We start from the raw sequence: 15,456 nt of genomic DNA, 5'->3' as shown, positions 1-15,456 counted from the left end.
CCATGCCATGGATTCAACTGAAACTGAACACGACCGGTGCAAACGCTGAAGAGTTGAGCGATGCGCTGATGGAAGCGGGCTCCGTTTCCATTACTTTCCAGGATACGCATGATACGCCGGTATTTGAACCTCTGCCGGGCGAGACTCGCCTGTGGGGCGATACCGACGTTATCGGCTTGTTCGATGCAGAAACCGACATGAAAGAAGTCGTTGCGATTCTGGAGCAGCACCCACTACTGGGTACAGGCTTCGCGCATAAAATCGAACAGCTTGAAGACAAAGACTGGGAACGCGAATGGATGGATAACTTCCACCCGATGCGCTTTGGCGAACGTCTGTGGATTTGCCCAAGCTGGCGCGATGTCCCGGATGAGAACGCCGTCAACGTGATGCTCGACCCGGGTCTGGCGTTTGGTACCGGTACTCACCCAACCACCTCTCTGTGCCTGCAATGGCTGGACGGTCTCGATCTTAACGGTAAAACGGTTATCGACTTTGGCTGCGGATCCGGCATCCTTGCCATTGCGGCACTGAAGCTGGGTGCAGCGAAAGCGATTGGTATAGATATCGATCCGCAAGCGATTCAGGCCAGCCGTGATAACGCCCAACGTAATGGCGTTTCTGAGCGTCTGGAACTTTATCTGCCTAAAGACCAGCCAGAGTCGATGAAAGCCGATGTGGTGGTCGCCAACATCCTTGCTGGCCCATTACGTGAACTCGCACCTTTAATCAGCGTGCTGCCCGTTGAGGGCGGTTTGCTGGGGCTTTCTGGTATTCTTGCCAGCCAGGCGGAAAGCGTCTGTGAAGCCTATGCCGACCTCTTTACGCTCGATCCGGTTATCGAGAAAGAAGAGTGGTGTCGCATTACCGGACAGAAAAAATAATCCCTTCCGGCGTGGTTATCCGACCACGCCATTTTCAGACAACAGACCAGCATACTGATACTTTACCCAACGATATAATAACTAATTGATTTTTATATTTTTTGTTAAGTAAACGTATGCACTTCAATCGTTTTACAACAATTTTACTGGCAGCATGCTTAATGCCCCTGAAGACGCTGGCCGTGCCATGGGGCTATACCGGAGAAACCAGCCCTGCGCAGTGGGGCAAAATAAGCAAAGAGTATGCAACGTGTCAGACGGGTATCAACCAGTCACCCGTTGATATCCAGACCACGACAACCAGCAAACTCGGCCTGCCCGCGCTCAATTTACAATACATTGATGGCCCGACAAGATTTCGCAGCATTAACCATACGCTGCAGGCAACAATGAGCTCCTAACCCCCTAATTTCATTGAAATTGAAGAAAAGCTCTATTATTTAAAACATTTTGATTTTCACGCTCCAGGCGAACATACCCTCAACGGTAAAATCTATCCACTGGAGCTGCAGTTGACCCACGAAAACCAACATGGTGATATCGCCATTGTGGCGGTCATGTTTGACATTGGTGAGCCTAACCAGGCGATTCAAAACCTGTGGGAGTCCTTTCCCACCATGGAGGGCAACAGCATGCCCATTTTTTCGCCCGTCGATATCAACCAGCTTCTACCCGACAACAAGACCTACTGGCTCTACAGTGGCTCGATAACAACGCCTCCCTGTACTGAAGGCGTCACCTGGGTTGTCCTGAAAAAGCCTGTGGCCCTTTCCGCCGAACAGTTAGATAAATTTCACTACATTGTTGGGCCAGCGAACAATCGTCCACCGCAGCCGCTGAATGAACGCACGATTACGGACAGCAATTCAGGTGGCACCGAGATCCTGTACTAAAATGAGGTAACGATCACACAATAGCGAGGTAATTTGCTGATTAATTCAGCAGAATATCTTGTCAGTACCTTCTGTAACTGAAGAAAAAATGAGAAGTTACGCAAAATTATATGCGTATATAAAATCGACACATTTTTGTAACATCATGATTTATATGATTAAATATTTTCATGAGTTCATATTTACGGCAATTCATTGATCCACCTCAGTGGATTGGTCAAAGTTTGGCCTTTCATCTCGTGCGAAAAATGCGTAATATACGCCGCCTTGCAGTCACAGTATGGTCATTTCTTAACTCATGCGCATCGGACAACACCAGCTCAGAAATCGCCTGATCGCAGCACCTATGGCTGGCATCACTGACAGACCATTCAGGACGCTGTGCTATGAGATGGGAGCCGGATTGACGGTATCCGAGATGATGTCTTCTAACCCGCAGGTTTGGGAAAGCGACAAGTCTCGTTTACGGATGGTGCACGTTGACGAACCAGGAATTCGCACGGTGCAAATTGCCGGTAGCGATCCTGTTGAGATGGCCGATGCCGCACGTATTAACGTGGAAAGCGGCGCCCAGATTATTGATATCAATATGGGGTGTCCGGCTAAAAAAGTGAATCGCAAGCTCGCAGGTTCAGCCCTCTTGCAGTACCCGGATTTAGTGAAATCAATACTAACCGAGGTCGTCAATGCAGTGGACGTTCCTGTCACACTCAAGATTCGCACCGGCTGGGCTCCGGAACACCGTAACTGCGTAGAGATTGCCCAACTGGCTGAAGACTGTGGCATTCAGGCTCTGACCATTCATGGACGCACCCGCGCCTGTTTGTTCAATGGAGATGCTGAGTACGACAGTATTCGGGCAGTTAAGCAGAAAGTTTCCATTCCGATTATCGCGAATGGCGACATTACTGACCCGCTTAAAGCCAGAGCTGTACTCGACTATACGGGGGCGGATGCCCTGATGATAGGCCGTGCTGCTCAGGGAAGACCCTGGATCTTTCGGGAAATCCAGCATTATCTGGACACTGGGGAGCTGCTGCCCCCGCTGCCACTGGCAGAGGTGAAGCGCTTGCTTTGTGCGCATGTTCGGGAACTGCACGACTTTTATGGTCATGCAAAAGGGTACCGAATTGCGCGTAAACACGTATCCTGGTATCTCCAGGAACACGCTCCGGATGACCAGTTTCGGCGCACATTCAACGCCATTGAAGATTCCAGCGAACAGCTGGCGGCGTTGGAGGCATACTTCGAAAATTTTGCGTAAACAGAAATAAAGAGCTGACAGAACTATGTTCGAACAACGCGTAAATTCTGACGTACTGACCGTTTCTACCGTTAACTCTCAGGACCAGGTAACTCAAAAGCCCCTGCGTGACTCGGTTAAACAGGCACTGAAGAACTATTTTGCTCAATTGAACGGTCAAGACGTTAATGATCTCTATGAGCTGGTACTGGCTGAAGTAGAACAGCCCCTGTTGGACATGGTGATGCAATACACCCGCGGCAACCAGACCCGTGCTGCCCTGATGATGGGCATCAACCGTGGTACGCTGCGTAAAAAACTGAAAAAATACGGCATGAACTGATACTAATCAGTTAAATGTTTGTTTTAAAAGGCGCTACTCGGCATGGGGAAGCGCCTTTTTTATTAATGTCACACGGGAGGCTTTGGCGATGAACGCAAGAGGTGAACCTGTCTATTTTGGCGATGAATCTAAAAAGATAATCCTGGGTGATGCGCTGACCGAGCTAAAAAAGCTACCCGCTGAAAGCATCGATCTCATTTTTGCCGACCCACCTTATAACATCGGCAAAGACTTTGACGGGATGGTGGAATCCTGGGACGAAGAGACCTTTCTGGCGTGGCTGTTTGAGTGTATCGACGAGTGCCATCGTATTCTCAAACCACACGGTAGCATGTACATCATGAACAGTACGGAGAACATGCCGTACATCGACCTCAAATGTCGCCAGCTTTTTACCATCAAAAGCCGTATCGTGTGGTCATATGATAGCTCAGGGGTACAGGCTAAAAACTACTTTGGTTCGATGTATGAACCTATCCTGATGATGGTAAAAGATCAGAAAAACTACACATTTAACCGTGATGATATTCTGGTTGAAGCCAAAACGGGCGCTAAACGTGCGCTAATAGACTACAGAAAGAATCCGCCCCAGCCTTACAATCAGAAAAAAGTACCTGGAAATGTCTGGGATTTTCCCCGCGTTCGCTATCTGATGGATGAATACGAAAATCACCCCACTCAAAAACCCAAAGCCCTCCTGGAACGGATCATTCTGGCTTCCTCCAACCCGGATGACAAAGTGCTCGATCCGTTCGCCGGCAGCTTTACAACCGGCGCCACCGCAGTCGAATTAGGTCGCAAATTTGTCGGTATTGAAATCAATGATGAATACGTAAAAATGGGGCTCAGAAGACTGAGTATTGGTTCTCATTTTTCAGAGACTGAACTTGCAAAAGTGAAAAAACGTAAGACAAAAAACCTGTCCAAAAAGAGCCGATTAACGGCAAACAATGGCGCTCTTTCGGCAAAGTAAAAGCATTGTAAGTCTGCTTTTCAGCTTACTGATTTCGTGTATATTCCCTGCACGCTTGGGCATGAATACACAGGATTTAGCAATGATTCGCAAGTATTGGTGGCTGGTTGTTTTTGCGGTCTTCGTTTTTCTTTTTGATGCGCTGCTCATCCAGTGGATAGAACTGATGACGACAGAGCACGACAAGTGCCGGAATATGAACTCAGTGAATCCTCTAAAGCTGGTCAACTGCGCCGATCTCGACTAGCACCGTCGACAGCCGTCAGGCCCTGGCGGCTAAACTACCCAACCTGGTTTTCACTCTGTATTAATTGCATTACACAGCCATCCGGACTTAACATTTTTAATACATTATCAACTAATGCTGGTGCTTGCCCATAAAGATCATAACTCTCTGGATTCATTAGCCAGTTTTTTATTATTCCGCTAAAGCTACCATGCAAAATAATTATGATGACGTCTAAATCCAGACTGGTGGCAATCAAATTTTCATCTACGCACCGTTGGAGAGAATCGCGAATGCTTTGGTGGCTGAGACCTATTTTATCACGAATGGCCTGCTCTGATATCATATCTTTATGGAATTCGCATTTATGATATAAAATCTGCATTAATGCCTGCTGGCGAGGGTTCTCAGCAATATATTGTAATCCCACCACAAATTTTTCACGCAACCGCTGTAAAGGGTTATCCCCCCAACGACCAATAAGCCTGTCCTGAATAAGATCGCGTAAGGGAGGTTGTTGTAACCATAGCTCATTAAACAATTGAGTTTTATTTTCGAAATGCCAATAAAGTGCACCCCGCGTCACATTGGCGGCATCCGCTATGTCGTTTAGCGTCGTATTACTTACGCCACGTGCGGCAAACTGTACAATCGCCGTTTCCATCAGGTGCTGTCGCGTTTTGAGGGCATCCGCTTTCGTTTTTCTGGCCATGATTCCGACTATCTGGATTGGAGTAGAGAATGATTAACTTTCTTATCTAATATTTTCTATCTGGAACAAATGTATCACTTAGCGTTTATTTAGACGAGGGCTAAAGTATTTAATTACGGACATTACACACGAATAGATAAAACAAATAACAGAAACCAATATATTCACCAATCAGATGATCATTTCAAGATGTATTTATCAGCATCATAGTGTTGCTATAAATATCACAATGAAACGGTAGCTGATTAATCTTTTTTTGCTTTTATGTGCCGTGAACCCCGCCCATAAATAAGTATTGCTTACATCGCAAGCTAATAATTTGTAGGATAGCCAACTATTATTTTTCTTGTGCGCGTTATCACCTCCGCTGTTACCCGGTTAATAACGAGCGTTCGGTTTTTTAAGGAATAGAAATGACGAAAAATGCCAGGTTTTCACTCCTGCCCTCATTCATCATCATCTCCGCTGCATTACTCGCCGGTTGTAACGATCAGGGAGAAACACAAGCACATCCCGCAGAGCCGCAGGTGACTGTCCATGTCGTCGAAAAGGCCCCTTTAGCCGTGACGACCGAATTACCCGGGCGCACCACAGCATTCCGTATTGCAGAAGTCCGTCCTCAGGTTAGCGGAATTGTACTTAAACGGAATTTCACCGAGGGGAGCGATGTTGAAGCCGGTCAATCGCTTTATCAGATCGATCCAGCGACTTACCAGGCTGACTATGACAGCGCCAAAGGCGAACTGGCAAAGAGCGAAGCGGCCGCCGCTATCGCGCATTTAACGGTAAAACGTTATGTGCCGCTGGTTGGCACTAAGTACATCAGCCAGCAAGAGTACGATCAAGCAATTGCTGATGCCCGCCAGGCTGATGCCTCCGTAATCGCGGCAAAAGCGGCGGTCGAAAGCGCACGTATCAACCTGGCCTACACCAAAGTGACATCGCCCATTAGCGGACGTATCGGTAAATCTAACGTCACCGAAGGCGCATTGGTCACGAATGGTCAGGCAACTGAGCTTGCTACCGTGCAACAGCTCGATCCTATCTATGTCGACGTCACGCAGTCCAGTAACGACTTTATGCGCCTCAAGCAGTCTATTGAACAAGGTAGTCTGCATAAAGACAGCGCCAGCAGTACCGTCGAACTGGTGATGGAAAATGGTCAGGCATATCCGCTGAAAGGCTCATTGCAATTTTCTGATGTGACGGTTGATGAAAGCACCGGATCAATCACTCTCAGAGCCGTATTCCCTAACCCACAGCACACGCTGCTGCCAGGCATGTTTGTGCGCGCGCGCATTGATGAAGGCGTCCAACCGAATGCCATTCTTGTTCCGCAGCAGGGTGTAACGCGCACGCCACGCGGCGATGCCACCGTGATGGTCGTTAACGACAAGAGCCAGGTTGAAGCGCGGACAGTTGTCGCCGCTCAAGCCATTGGCGACAAATGGCTCATCAGCGAAGGTCTGCAACCCGGTGACAAAGTTATCGTGAGCGGCTTACAGAAAGCACGCCCTGGCGTTCAGGTTAAAGCAACCGCCGATACCGAAACCCCTGCGACGAAAGCCCAATAAGGTAACCGGATATGGCTAACTTTTTTATCAGGCGTCCTATCTTTGCTTGGGTACTGGCCATCATTCTGATGATGGCGGGCGCTCTGGCAATCATGCAACTGCCCGTGGCGCAGTACCCGACCATCGCGCCCCCTGCCGTATCGATTTCCGCCACCTATCCAGGTGCGGATGCGCAGACGGTGCAGGATACCGTCACGCAGGTTATCGAACAGAATATGAACGGTATCGATAACCTGATGTATATGTCCTCCACCAGCGATTCTGCCGGGAGTGTGACCATCACGCTGACCTTCCAGTCCGGTACCGACCCCGATATCGCGCAAGTTCAGGTGCAAAACAAGCTGCAGCTCGCCACCCCCTTACTGCCGCAAGAAGTTCAGCAGCAGGGGATCAGCGTCGAGAAATCAAGTAGCAGCTTTTTGATGGTCGCGGGTTTCGTTTCTGACAACCCGCAAACCACGCAGGATGATATTTCCGACTACGTCGCCTCGAACGTTAAAGACTCAATCAGCCGTCTGAATGGTGTGGGTGACGTGCAGCTGTTTGGTGCGCAGTACGCTATGCGCATCTGGCTGGATGCAAACTTGTTGAATAAGTACCAGCTCACACCGGTTGATGTGATCAATCAGTTGCAGGTGCAGAACGATCAGATTGCCGCCGGTCAGTTGGGCGGTACGCCTGCGTTGCCTAATCAGCAGCTTAACGCCTCAATCATCGCGCAGACACGCCTGAAAGATCCTGAAGAATTCGGGAAGGTCACGTTACGCGTCAACAGCGATGGTTCGGTTGTTCACCTGAAGGATGTCGCGCGTATTGAGTTGGGTGGTGAGAACTACAACGTGGTCGCGCGTATTAACGGTAAACCAGCCTCCGGTCTCGGGATCAAACTGGCAACCGGCGCAAACGCGCTGGATACCGCTAACGCTATCAAAGCCAAGCTGGTTGAACTGCAACCGTTCTTCCCGCAGGGAATGAAGGTGGTCTACCCGTATGACACCACGCCGTTCGTCACTATCTCCATTCATGAGGTCGTGAAAACGCTGTTTGAAGCAATCATACTGGTATTCCTCGTGATGTATTTGTTCCTGCAAAACATCCGGGCTACGCTCATTCCAACCATTGCCGTGCCTGTTGTATTGTTGGGCACATTTGCCGTGCTTGCCGCGTTTGGCTACTCCATAAACACCCTGACGATGTTCGGCATGGTACTCGCCATCGGCCTATTGGTTGATGATGCGATAGTGGTGGTGGAAAACGTGGAACGTGTGATGATGGAAGATAATCTGCCGCCCAAAGAGGCGACAGAAAAATCCATGTCACAAATTCAGGGCGCGCTGGTCGGTATCGCCATGGTGCTGTCTGCGGTATTTATCCCGATGGCCTTCTTTGGCGGCTCAACCGGGGCTATCTATCGGCAGTTCTCTATCACCATCGTTTCTGCAATGGCGCTTTCAGTGCTGGTAGCGCTGATCCTGACTCCCGCGCTTTGTGCAACGCTGTTGAAGCCGGTATCGGCGGAACATCACGAGAATAAAAGCGGTTTCTTTGGCTGGTTTAATGCCAAATTCGATCACAGCGTCAATCATTACACCAATAGCGTCAGCGGTATTGTGCGTAAAACCGGGCGTTACCTGGTCGTCTACCTGGTTATCGTGATTGGGATGGCGGTGTTGTTTATGCGCCTTCCAACCTCCTTCTTGCCAGAAGAAGATCAGGGCGTATTCCTGACGATGATTCAGCTTCCGGCCGGCGCAACGCAAGAGCGAACCCAGAAAGTGCTGGATCAGGTTACCCACTACTACCTGAATAACGAGAAAGCCAACGTCGAAAGCGTCTTTACGGTTAACGGCTTTAGCTTCAGCGGACAGGGGCAAAACTCAGGGATGGCGTTTGTCAGCCTCAAGCCCTGGGAAGAACGCAGTGGCGACGAGAATAACGTTGAATCGATTATCGCCAGAGCAACCCGCGCGTTTAGCCAGATTCGTGATGGCTTAGTGTTCCCTTTCAACATGCCAGCCATTGTTGAACTGGGTACCGCAACCGGCTTCGACTTCGAACTGATTGACCAGGGCGGGCTGGGACATACCGCGTTAACGCAAGCACGTAACCAACTTTTGGGCATGGTTGCTAAACATCCTGACCTGTTGGTTCGCGTGCGTCCAAATGGTCTCGAGGATACCGCGCAGTTCAAACTGGATGTTGATCAGGAAAAAGCCCAGGCCCTTGGTGTCTCGCTGTCCGATATTAATGAAACCATCTCCGCTGCGCTGGGTGGCTATTACGTCAATGACTTCATAGACCGTGGCCGCGTGAAAAAAGTGTACGTACAGGCCGATGCCAAATTCCGTATGTTGCCGGAAGACATCAATAATCTGTATGTTCGTAGCGCCAATGGCGAAATGGTACCGTTCTCCACGTTCAGTTCCGCACATTGGATCTACGGGTCACCACGTCTGGAACGTTACAACGGCATGCCTTCTATGGAACTGTTAGGGGAAGCGGCCCCAGGCCGAAGCACCGGTGAAGCGATGGCGCTGATGGAAAGTCTGGCTGAGAAACTGCCTAACGGTATCGGCCATGACTGGACGGGTATGTCCTATCAGGAACGACTCTCGGGGAACCAGGCGCCTGCGCTGTATGCCATCTCGCTCATCGTTGTCTTCCTTTGCCTTGCCGCTTTGTATGAGAGTTGGTCAATTCCGTTCTCGGTGATGCTGGTTGTACCGCTTGGCGTGGTTGGCGCACTGTTAGCAGCATCGCTACGTGGTATGAATAACGACGTGTATTTCCAGGTTGGGTTGCTAACCACTATCGGTCTCTCGGCTAAAAACGCCATCTTGATCGTCGAGTTTGCCAAAGACCTGATGGATAAAGAGGGCAAAGGACTGATCGAAGCGACGTTGGAGGCATCCCGCATGCGTCTTCGCCCTATCCTGATGACCTCTCTGGCCTTCATTCTGGGGGTTATGCCTCTGGTTATCAGCCACGGGGCGGGTAGCGGTGCGCAGAATGCGGTCGGTACAGGTGTAATGGGGGGAATGCTAACCGCAACATTGTTGGCGATCTTCTTTGTTCCCGTCTTCTTTGTTGTCGTCAGACGGCGTTTTAGTCGGCACACTGATTAATTTGTAAAATAAAGGCGTCTACGGACGCCTTTTTCATCAGTACACTCTCTCTTTGTTTATTAATAAGATAGCCATTTATTTCATTTAAGTCGTTCCTTCAAACCCACCCGCAACCTTTCTTTTTATCCATTATTTTTACAATCCACATGAATTGAGATTATTCCTCCTGTCAGTCTTTTTTTAAGAAGTGGTAAAATAATGACCGAGTTCGCAGATGGCTTAGCGTTTGTCTTTGCTCAATTAGCGAAACGCTTATTTTTGAGGTAACATCATGAAAAGATTAATATCCGTTGCATTGCTTACCGCGTTTCTTGCCGGTTGTGCACACGATTCTCCCTGCGTACCTGTATACGACGATCAGGGACGCCTGGTTCATACCAATACCTGTATGAAAGGCACCACGCAGGATAACTGGGAAACAGCCGGTGCCATCGCCGGTGGCGCAGCCGCCGTTGCCGGATTGACGCTTGGGATAGTTGCCCTGACCAAATAACTCTTCTTAAAGGTTTTAAAGCGCGGTGGTTACCGCGCTTTTAGCAATAAAATAAAACTCACATATAAGACAAAACGTTGGTTTATAGCTCTTACTGAATAATAAAATTATTATAGATATCCCTCACATATCCACGACTTGAAATTAGCATTTTTCCTGTTTTTTGTTACACCGCGTTTTCTTTTCATTATTCTCACGCGATCAATATTAACGTCCGAAATCGTTATCACGCGTCCTGTCTGATTTTAAAATTTTTGCGCTGAAATGTGGCTTACGTTTCAATTTTGCACCACTTCAGGGCGCTGCATTTATTTTTTCCTGTCTACACTCTGCATATTGCGCCGAATAATCGTGCGCAAAAACCTGGCACTACCTTTGCTTAAAAGAGTATGGCCAAAGCCACAGACCGGTAAAAGACGTTTTCAGAACGTTTTCATAACAATAATTCCTCCACACAGGATGCTCTATGAAAAAGATGATAATAGCCAGCCTGGCTGCGGCCGGCGTGCTCCTTGCGATTGCAAATCAGGCGCATGCCGGCGCAACACTTGATGCCGTAAAGAAAAAAGGGTTTGTGCAATGCGGGATCAGTGACGGGTTGCCTGGCTTCTCTTACGCCGATGCGAACGGTAAGTTTTCAGGTATTGATGTCGACGTATGCCGAGGCGTTGCCTCCGCCGTATTTGGTGATGATACCAAAGTAAAATATACCCCACTTACCGCCAAGGAACGTTTTACCGCGTTACAGTCGGGCGAAGTCGACATGCTCTCGCGTAATACCACATGGACCTCCTCTCGTGATGCAGGTATGGGCATGTCTTTCACTGGCGTAACCTATTACGATGGCATTGGTTTTCTTACCCACAATAAAGCCGGCCTGAAGAGCGCCAAAGAACTGGATGGCGCAACGGTGTGTATTCAGGCAGGAACCGATACCGAACTGAACGTGGCTGACTACTTTAAAGCCAACAATATGAAGTACACCCCTGTCACTTTTGACCGCTCGGATGAATCGGCTAAGGCACTGGAATCAGGACGTTGCGATACGCTGGCCTCCGACCAGTCGCAGTTGTACGCCCTGCGAATCAAGCTGAGCAATCCTGCAGAATGGATTGTCCTGCCAGAAGTGATTTCTAAAGAACCCTTAGGCCCGGTTGTACGTCGTGGCGACGATGAATGGTTCTCCATTGTTCGCTGGACGCTGTTCGCCATGCTGAATGCGGAAGAGATGGGTGTTAACTCGAAAAACGTTGACGAAAAAGCGGCTAATCCTGCAACGCCGGATATGGCGCATCTGTTAGGTAAAGAAGGGGATTATGGTAAGGATCTGAAGCTTGATAACAAATGGGCTTATAACATTATTAAGCAAGTAGGTAACTACTCGGAGATCTTTGAACGTAACGTTGGATCGGAAAGTCCATTGAAGATCAAACGTGGACAGAACAACCTCTGGAACAACGGTGGCATTCAATATGCGCCACCAGTGCGCTAATACAAAGTGATGTAACGGGCGCCGCAGCTGCGGCGCTCAGCCCAGAGTCATTGTTACCGAGGTTTTCTTATGCTTCATCGCCGCTCAACCGTAAAAGGATCGCTATCCTTTTCTAACCCTGCGGTCCGCGCCTGGTTATTCCAAATACTCGCCGTCATTGCGGTCATTAGCATTGCGGTCTATCTCATTCATAACACGATTAATAACCTGAGCAGTCGCGGTATTACCTCGGGATTTTCTTTTCTCGATCGCAGCGCCGGATTTGGTATCGTCCAGCATCTGATTGATTACGAGCAAGGCGATACCTATGGCCGCGTGTTCCTGGTCGGTCTGCTTAATACGCTGTTAGTTTCCGCACTATGTATCGTCTTCGCTTCATTTCTCGGTTTCTTTCTCGGGCTGGCACGCCTGTCAGATAACTGGTTATTGCGAAAGCTCTCCACGGTCTATATCGAAACGTTCCGCAATATCCCACCGCTATTGCAGATCTTCTTTTGGTATTTTGCCGTATTACGTAACCTGCCCGGCCCACGTCAGGCGGTTAACGCGCTGGATTTAATGTTTCTGAGCAACCGGGGGCTGTATATTCCGGCGCCGCAAATGGGAGAAGGTCTTTTTGCCTTTTGTACCGCGGTCCTTATTGCCGTCGTTGTCACCTTCGGGCTATTCCGTTTCAACAGAATGCACCAGATCAAAACCGGTCAGTTACGCCGTACCTGGCCCACAGCTCTGGCGTTGATCGTGTTCTTACCAATGATTTCACAGTGGTTTTTTGGCGCGGCACTTCACTGGGATATCCCCGAACTACGCGGTTTTAACTTTCGTGGCGGCATGGTGCTTATACCTGAACTGGCGGCTCTGACGCTGGCGCTTTCAGTGTATACCTCAGCGTTTATTGCAGAAATAATTCGGGCAGGAATTCAGGCTGTTCCTTATGGCCAACATGAGGCAGCACGCTCTCTGGGTTTGCCAAATCCGGTGACGCTCCGCCAGGTCATCATCCCGCAGGCGCTGCGCGTCATCATTCCTCCACTAACCAGTCAGTACCTGAATATCGTTAAAAATTCATCGCTCGCTGCCGCCATTGGCTACCCGGATATGGTTTCCCTGTTTGCCGGCACGGTACTCAATCAAACGGGACAAGCCATTGAAACTATTGCCATCACGATGTCGGTGTATCTGATCATCAGCCTGAGCATTTCTCTACTGATGAATATTTATAACCGTCGTATCGCACTGATCGAGCGCTAAGGAGCCATGATGACAAAAGCACTACTGTCTCACCCCTCGCGCCAGAGCAGTAACCCGGCAAGCCGCTGTCTGTTCTGGGTTCGCAAAAACCTGTTCTCCAGTTGGTCAAATAGCCTGCTCACGCTGCTATGCGTGTGGCTAATTTGGTCCTTCCTTCCACCGCTGTTGAACTGGGTATTTTTTCAGGCCAACTGGGTAGGCTCTACCCGAGCTGACTGTACCAAAGCGGGGGCCTGCTGGGTGTTCATTCATGAACGCTTCGGACAATTCATGTATGGACTTTACCCACACGATCAGCGCTGGCGCATTAATCTGGCCCTGCTGATTGGCCTGGTCTCAATCGTTCCCATGTTCTGGAAAACCATTCCCCACCGTGGTCGTTATATCGCCGTTTGGGCAGTCGTTTATCCTTTGGTGGTCTGGTGGTTGATGTACGGTGGTTTTTTCGGGCTTGAGCGAGTAGAAACCCGGCAGTGGGGCGGGTTAACGCTGACGCTTATCATCGCATCCGTCGGTATTGCGGGTGCGCTCCCGTGGGGGATTCTACTGGCATTGGGGCGTCGTTCTCATATGCCCGTCGTGCGGATTTTATCCGTGATTTTTATTGAGTTCTGGCGCGGCGTACCGTTGATCACCGTCCTGTTTATGTCCTCTGTCATGCTGCCTCTGTTTATGTCTGAGGGGACCAGTATCGACAAGCTTATCCGGGCACTGGTCGGTGTCATTCTTTTCCAGTCAGCCTATGTTGCAGAGGTGGTTCGTGGGGGATTACAGGCCTTGCCAAAAGGTCAGTATGAAGCGGCTGAATCACTGGCTCTGGGGTACTGGAAAACCCAAGGATTGGTCATTCTTCCCCAAGCCCTCAAGCTGGTTATTCCTGGTTTGGTTAATACGATTATTGCCCTGTTCAAGGATACCAGTCTGGTCATCATCATCGGCCTGTTTGATCTCTTCAGCAGCGTGCAGCAAGCAACCGTGGATCCTGCATGGCTGGGTATGTCGACGGAAGGATATGTTTTTGCCGCACTGATTTACTGGATCTTTTGTTTCAGTATGTCGCGTTACAGCCAACATCTGGAAAAACGTTTTAATACCGGGCGTACACCGCACTGAGGAATTTATGAACCAATTATTAAGGCCGTCTACCGACGCGATGATTACGCTGGAAAACGTCAACAAATGGTACGGACAGTTCCACGTTTTGAAAAACATCAATCTGCAGGTAAAACAAGGAGAGCGTATCGTCTTATGCGGTCCTTCCGGCTCGGGTAAATCGACAACTATCCGTTGTATTAACCATCTGGAAGAGCATCAGCAAGGACGTATTGTGGTGGATGGGATTGAACTCAATGAGGACATTCGCAATATTGAGCGCGTCAGGCAGGAAGTTGGCATGGTCTTTCAACACTTCAATCTCTTTCCTCATTTGACGGTCCTGCAAAACTGTACGCTGGCGCCAGTCTGGGTGCAAAAGATGCCGAAAAAAGAGGCTGAAGTGTTGGCAATGCACTACCTTGAGCGAGTTCGCATTGCTGAACATGCGCATAAATATCCAGGGCAAATCTCTGGCGGGCAACAGCAGCGTGTGGCCATTGCACGTTCTTTATGTATGAAACCTAAAATTATGTTGTTTGATGAACCCACATCAGCGCTGGATCCTGAAATGGTGAAAGAGGTGCTTGATACCATGATCGGTCTGGCGCAATCGGGTATGACTATGCTGTGCGTTACCCATGAAATGGGCTTTGCCCGCACAGTGGCTGACCGGGTGATCTTTATGGATCTTGGCGAGATTGTGGAGCAGGCACCACCGGATGAGTTTTTTGCCAATCCCAGGTCAGAACGTACGCGGGCATTCCTGTCGCAGGTGATTCATTAATCTTCTGTTTTGCCCGGTGGCCTGCGCTTACCGGGCCTACGGGTTAGCAAGAAACATAACGCAAAAAGGCCATCCTTTCGGATGGCCTTTTCACTTATTTGATGTCTGGCAGTTCCCTACTCTCGCATGGGGAGACCCCACACTACCATCGGCGCTACGGCGTTTCACTTCTGAGTTCGGCATGGGGTCAGGTGGGACCACCGCGCTACAGCCGCCAGACAAATTCTTTTCTAAGTGCCGAACTTTAACCGAAAAACTGGTGCTGATACCCAGAGTCGAACTGGGGACCTCACCCTTACCAAGGGTGCGCTCTACCAACTGAGCCATATCAGCACACTAAATTTGATGCCTGGCAGTTCCCTACTCTC

The 15,456-nt window shown here is 49.4% G+C and carries 15 protein-coding genes, 1 tRNA gene and 1 rRNA gene; 14 read left to right on the top strand and 3 right to left on the bottom strand.

The features are described from left to right. The first annotated feature begins 2 nt into the window (after nucleotides 1-2). The 7 genes from prmA to FDW97_RS02665 all read left to right on the top strand — a co-directional run bounded on the left by prmA (nucleotide 3) and on the right by FDW97_RS02665 (nucleotide 4,583). Nucleotides 3-884: a 50S ribosomal protein L11 methyltransferase gene (gene prmA / locus FDW97_RS02690; RefSeq protein WP_085048622.1), complete on the top strand. Its 882-nt coding sequence runs from the start codon at nucleotides 3-5 to the stop codon at nucleotides 882-884. 161 nt (nucleotides 885-1,045) lie between these two features. Beyond that, entirely contained in the window at nucleotides 1,046-1,285 is a 240-nt protein-coding gene (locus tag FDW97_RS23580) for a carbonic anhydrase family protein (protein ID WP_226809236.1), read from the top strand. Between the two features lie 12 nt (nucleotides 1,286-1,297). Further along, entirely contained in the window at nucleotides 1,298-1,777 is a 480-nt protein-coding gene (locus tag FDW97_RS23575; RefSeq protein WP_326929220.1) for a carbonic anhydrase family protein, read from the top strand. Nucleotides 1,778-2,075: 298 nt separating this feature from the next. After that, nucleotides 2,076-3,041: a tRNA dihydrouridine synthase DusB gene (dusB, locus tag FDW97_RS02680; protein ID WP_038634395.1), complete on the top strand. Its 966-nt coding sequence runs from the start codon at nucleotides 2,076-2,078 to the stop codon at nucleotides 3,039-3,041. A 25-nt stretch (nucleotides 3,042-3,066) separates the two neighbouring features. Continuing rightward, a complete protein-coding gene (gene fis / locus FDW97_RS02675) occupies nucleotides 3,067-3,363 on the top strand; it encodes a DNA-binding transcriptional regulator Fis (RefSeq protein WP_000462905.1) in 297 nt (98 codons plus the stop codon). An 88-nt stretch (nucleotides 3,364-3,451) separates the two neighbouring features. After that, nucleotides 3,452-4,336: an adenine-specific DNA-methyltransferase gene (gene yhdJ, locus FDW97_RS02670; protein WP_137350696.1), complete on the top strand. Its 885-nt coding sequence runs from the start codon at nucleotides 3,452-3,454 to the stop codon at nucleotides 4,334-4,336. 82 nt (nucleotides 4,337-4,418) lie between these two features. Beyond that, nucleotides 4,419-4,583 carry a DUF2556 family protein gene (locus FDW97_RS02665; protein ID WP_032940702.1) on the top strand — a complete coding sequence of 55 codons (165 nt, stop codon included), beginning with the start codon at nucleotides 4,419-4,421 and terminating at the stop codon, nucleotides 4,581-4,583. Between the two features lie 34 nt (nucleotides 4,584-4,617). Here FDW97_RS02665 and envR read toward each other — a convergent pair whose 3' ends face one another. Further along, entirely contained in the window at nucleotides 4,618-5,274 is a 657-nt protein-coding gene (gene envR / locus FDW97_RS02660; protein ID WP_137350620.1) for an acrEF/envCD operon transcriptional regulator, read from the bottom strand. A 413-nt stretch (nucleotides 5,275-5,687) separates the two neighbouring features. Here envR and FDW97_RS02655 point away from each other — a divergent pair, with 413 nt between their 5' ends. From FDW97_RS02655 to FDW97_RS02625, 7 genes are all read left to right on the top strand, one after another. Beyond that, nucleotides 5,688-6,848 (top strand): efflux RND transporter periplasmic adaptor subunit, encoded by a 1,161-nt coding sequence (locus tag FDW97_RS02655; RefSeq protein ID WP_085048618.1) that lies wholly within the window; start codon nucleotides 5,688-5,690, stop codon nucleotides 6,846-6,848. Between the two features lie 11 nt (nucleotides 6,849-6,859). After that, a complete protein-coding gene (locus FDW97_RS02650; protein ID WP_085048617.1) occupies nucleotides 6,860-9,973 on the top strand; it encodes an efflux RND transporter permease subunit in 3,114 nt (1,037 codons plus the stop codon). Between the two features lie 271 nt (nucleotides 9,974-10,244). Next, nucleotides 10,245-10,466, top strand: coding sequence for a lipoprotein (locus FDW97_RS02645; protein ID WP_003025292.1), 222 nt, complete (start codon nucleotides 10,245-10,247; stop codon nucleotides 10,464-10,466). 466 nt (nucleotides 10,467-10,932) lie between these two features. After that, nucleotides 10,933-11,958, top strand: coding sequence for an amino acid ABC transporter substrate-binding protein (locus FDW97_RS02640; RefSeq protein ID WP_087856913.1), 1,026 nt, complete (start codon nucleotides 10,933-10,935; stop codon nucleotides 11,956-11,958). 69 nt (nucleotides 11,959-12,027) lie between these two features. Further along, the gene (locus tag FDW97_RS02635) at nucleotides 12,028-13,209 is read left to right on the top strand and encodes an amino acid ABC transporter permease (RefSeq protein WP_038634418.1); all 1,182 of its coding nucleotides are present in this window, start codon (nucleotides 12,028-12,030) and stop codon (nucleotides 13,207-13,209) included. Nucleotides 13,210-13,218: 9 nt separating this feature from the next. After that, on the top strand, nucleotides 13,219-14,322 hold the full coding sequence (locus FDW97_RS02630; protein ID WP_038634420.1) for an amino acid ABC transporter permease: 1,104 nt from the start codon (nucleotides 13,219-13,221) through the stop codon (nucleotides 14,320-14,322). 7 nt (nucleotides 14,323-14,329) lie between these two features. Beyond that, nucleotides 14,330-15,088, top strand: coding sequence for an amino acid ABC transporter ATP-binding protein (locus tag FDW97_RS02625; RefSeq protein WP_038634423.1), 759 nt, complete (start codon nucleotides 14,330-14,332; stop codon nucleotides 15,086-15,088). 103 nt (nucleotides 15,089-15,191) lie between these two features. Here the strand turns inward: FDW97_RS02625 and rrf are convergent. Together rrf and FDW97_RS02615 are read right to left on the bottom strand one after the other, a co-directional pair. After that, nucleotides 15,192-15,307 (bottom strand): 5S ribosomal RNA (rrf, locus tag FDW97_RS02620). 38 nt (nucleotides 15,308-15,345) lie between these two features. Then, nucleotides 15,346-15,421 (bottom strand) — tRNA-Thr (locus FDW97_RS02615). Between the last annotated feature and the right edge of the window lie 35 nt (nucleotides 15,422-15,456).

It is taken from the genome of Citrobacter sp. wls708, from assembly GCF_005281255.1.
Taxonomy (GTDB): Bacteria; Pseudomonadota; Gammaproteobacteria; order Enterobacterales; family Enterobacteriaceae; genus Citrobacter; species Citrobacter werkmanii.
Note: the sequence above shows the minus strand (reverse complement) of the source record. Positions and strands in the feature narration are given on the sequence as shown.

Excerpts from the sequence above, each read along its gene's own strand:
- FDW97_RS02645 (WP_003025292.1), top strand. The coding sequence starts at position 10,245 with ATGAAAAGATTAATATCCGTTGCATTGCTTACCGCGTTTCTTGCCGGT.
- FDW97_RS02640 (WP_087856913.1), top strand. The coding sequence starts at position 10,933 with ATGAAAAAGATGATAATAGCCAGCCTGGCTGCGGCCGGCGTGCTCCTT.
- FDW97_RS02635 (WP_038634418.1), top strand. The coding sequence starts at position 12,028 with ATGCTTCATCGCCGCTCAACCGTAAAAGGATCGCTATCCTTTTCTAAC.
- envR (WP_137350620.1), bottom strand. The coding sequence starts at position 5,274 with ATGGCCAGAAAAACGAAAGCGGATGCCCTCAAAACGCGACAGCACCTG.
- prmA (WP_085048622.1), top strand. The coding sequence starts at position 3 with ATGCCATGGATTCAACTGAAACTGAACACGACCGGTGCAAACGCTGAA.
- dusB (WP_038634395.1), top strand. The coding sequence starts at position 2,076 with ATGCGCATCGGACAACACCAGCTCAGAAATCGCCTGATCGCAGCACCT.
- FDW97_RS02630 (WP_038634420.1), top strand. The coding sequence starts at position 13,219 with ATGACAAAAGCACTACTGTCTCACCCCTCGCGCCAGAGCAGTAACCCG.
- yhdJ (WP_137350696.1), top strand. The coding sequence starts at position 3,452 with ATGAACGCAAGAGGTGAACCTGTCTATTTTGGCGATGAATCTAAAAAG.
- FDW97_RS02665 (WP_032940702.1), top strand. The coding sequence starts at position 4,419 with ATGATTCGCAAGTATTGGTGGCTGGTTGTTTTTGCGGTCTTCGTTTTT.
- fis (WP_000462905.1), top strand. The coding sequence starts at position 3,067 with ATGTTCGAACAACGCGTAAATTCTGACGTACTGACCGTTTCTACCGTT.
- FDW97_RS02650 (WP_085048617.1), top strand. The coding sequence starts at position 6,860 with ATGGCTAACTTTTTTATCAGGCGTCCTATCTTTGCTTGGGTACTGGCC.
- FDW97_RS23580 (WP_226809236.1), top strand. The coding sequence starts at position 1,046 with ATGCCCCTGAAGACGCTGGCCGTGCCATGGGGCTATACCGGAGAAACC.
- FDW97_RS02625 (WP_038634423.1), top strand. The coding sequence starts at position 14,330 with ATGAACCAATTATTAAGGCCGTCTACCGACGCGATGATTACGCTGGAA.
- FDW97_RS02655 (WP_085048618.1), top strand. The coding sequence starts at position 5,688 with ATGACGAAAAATGCCAGGTTTTCACTCCTGCCCTCATTCATCATCATC.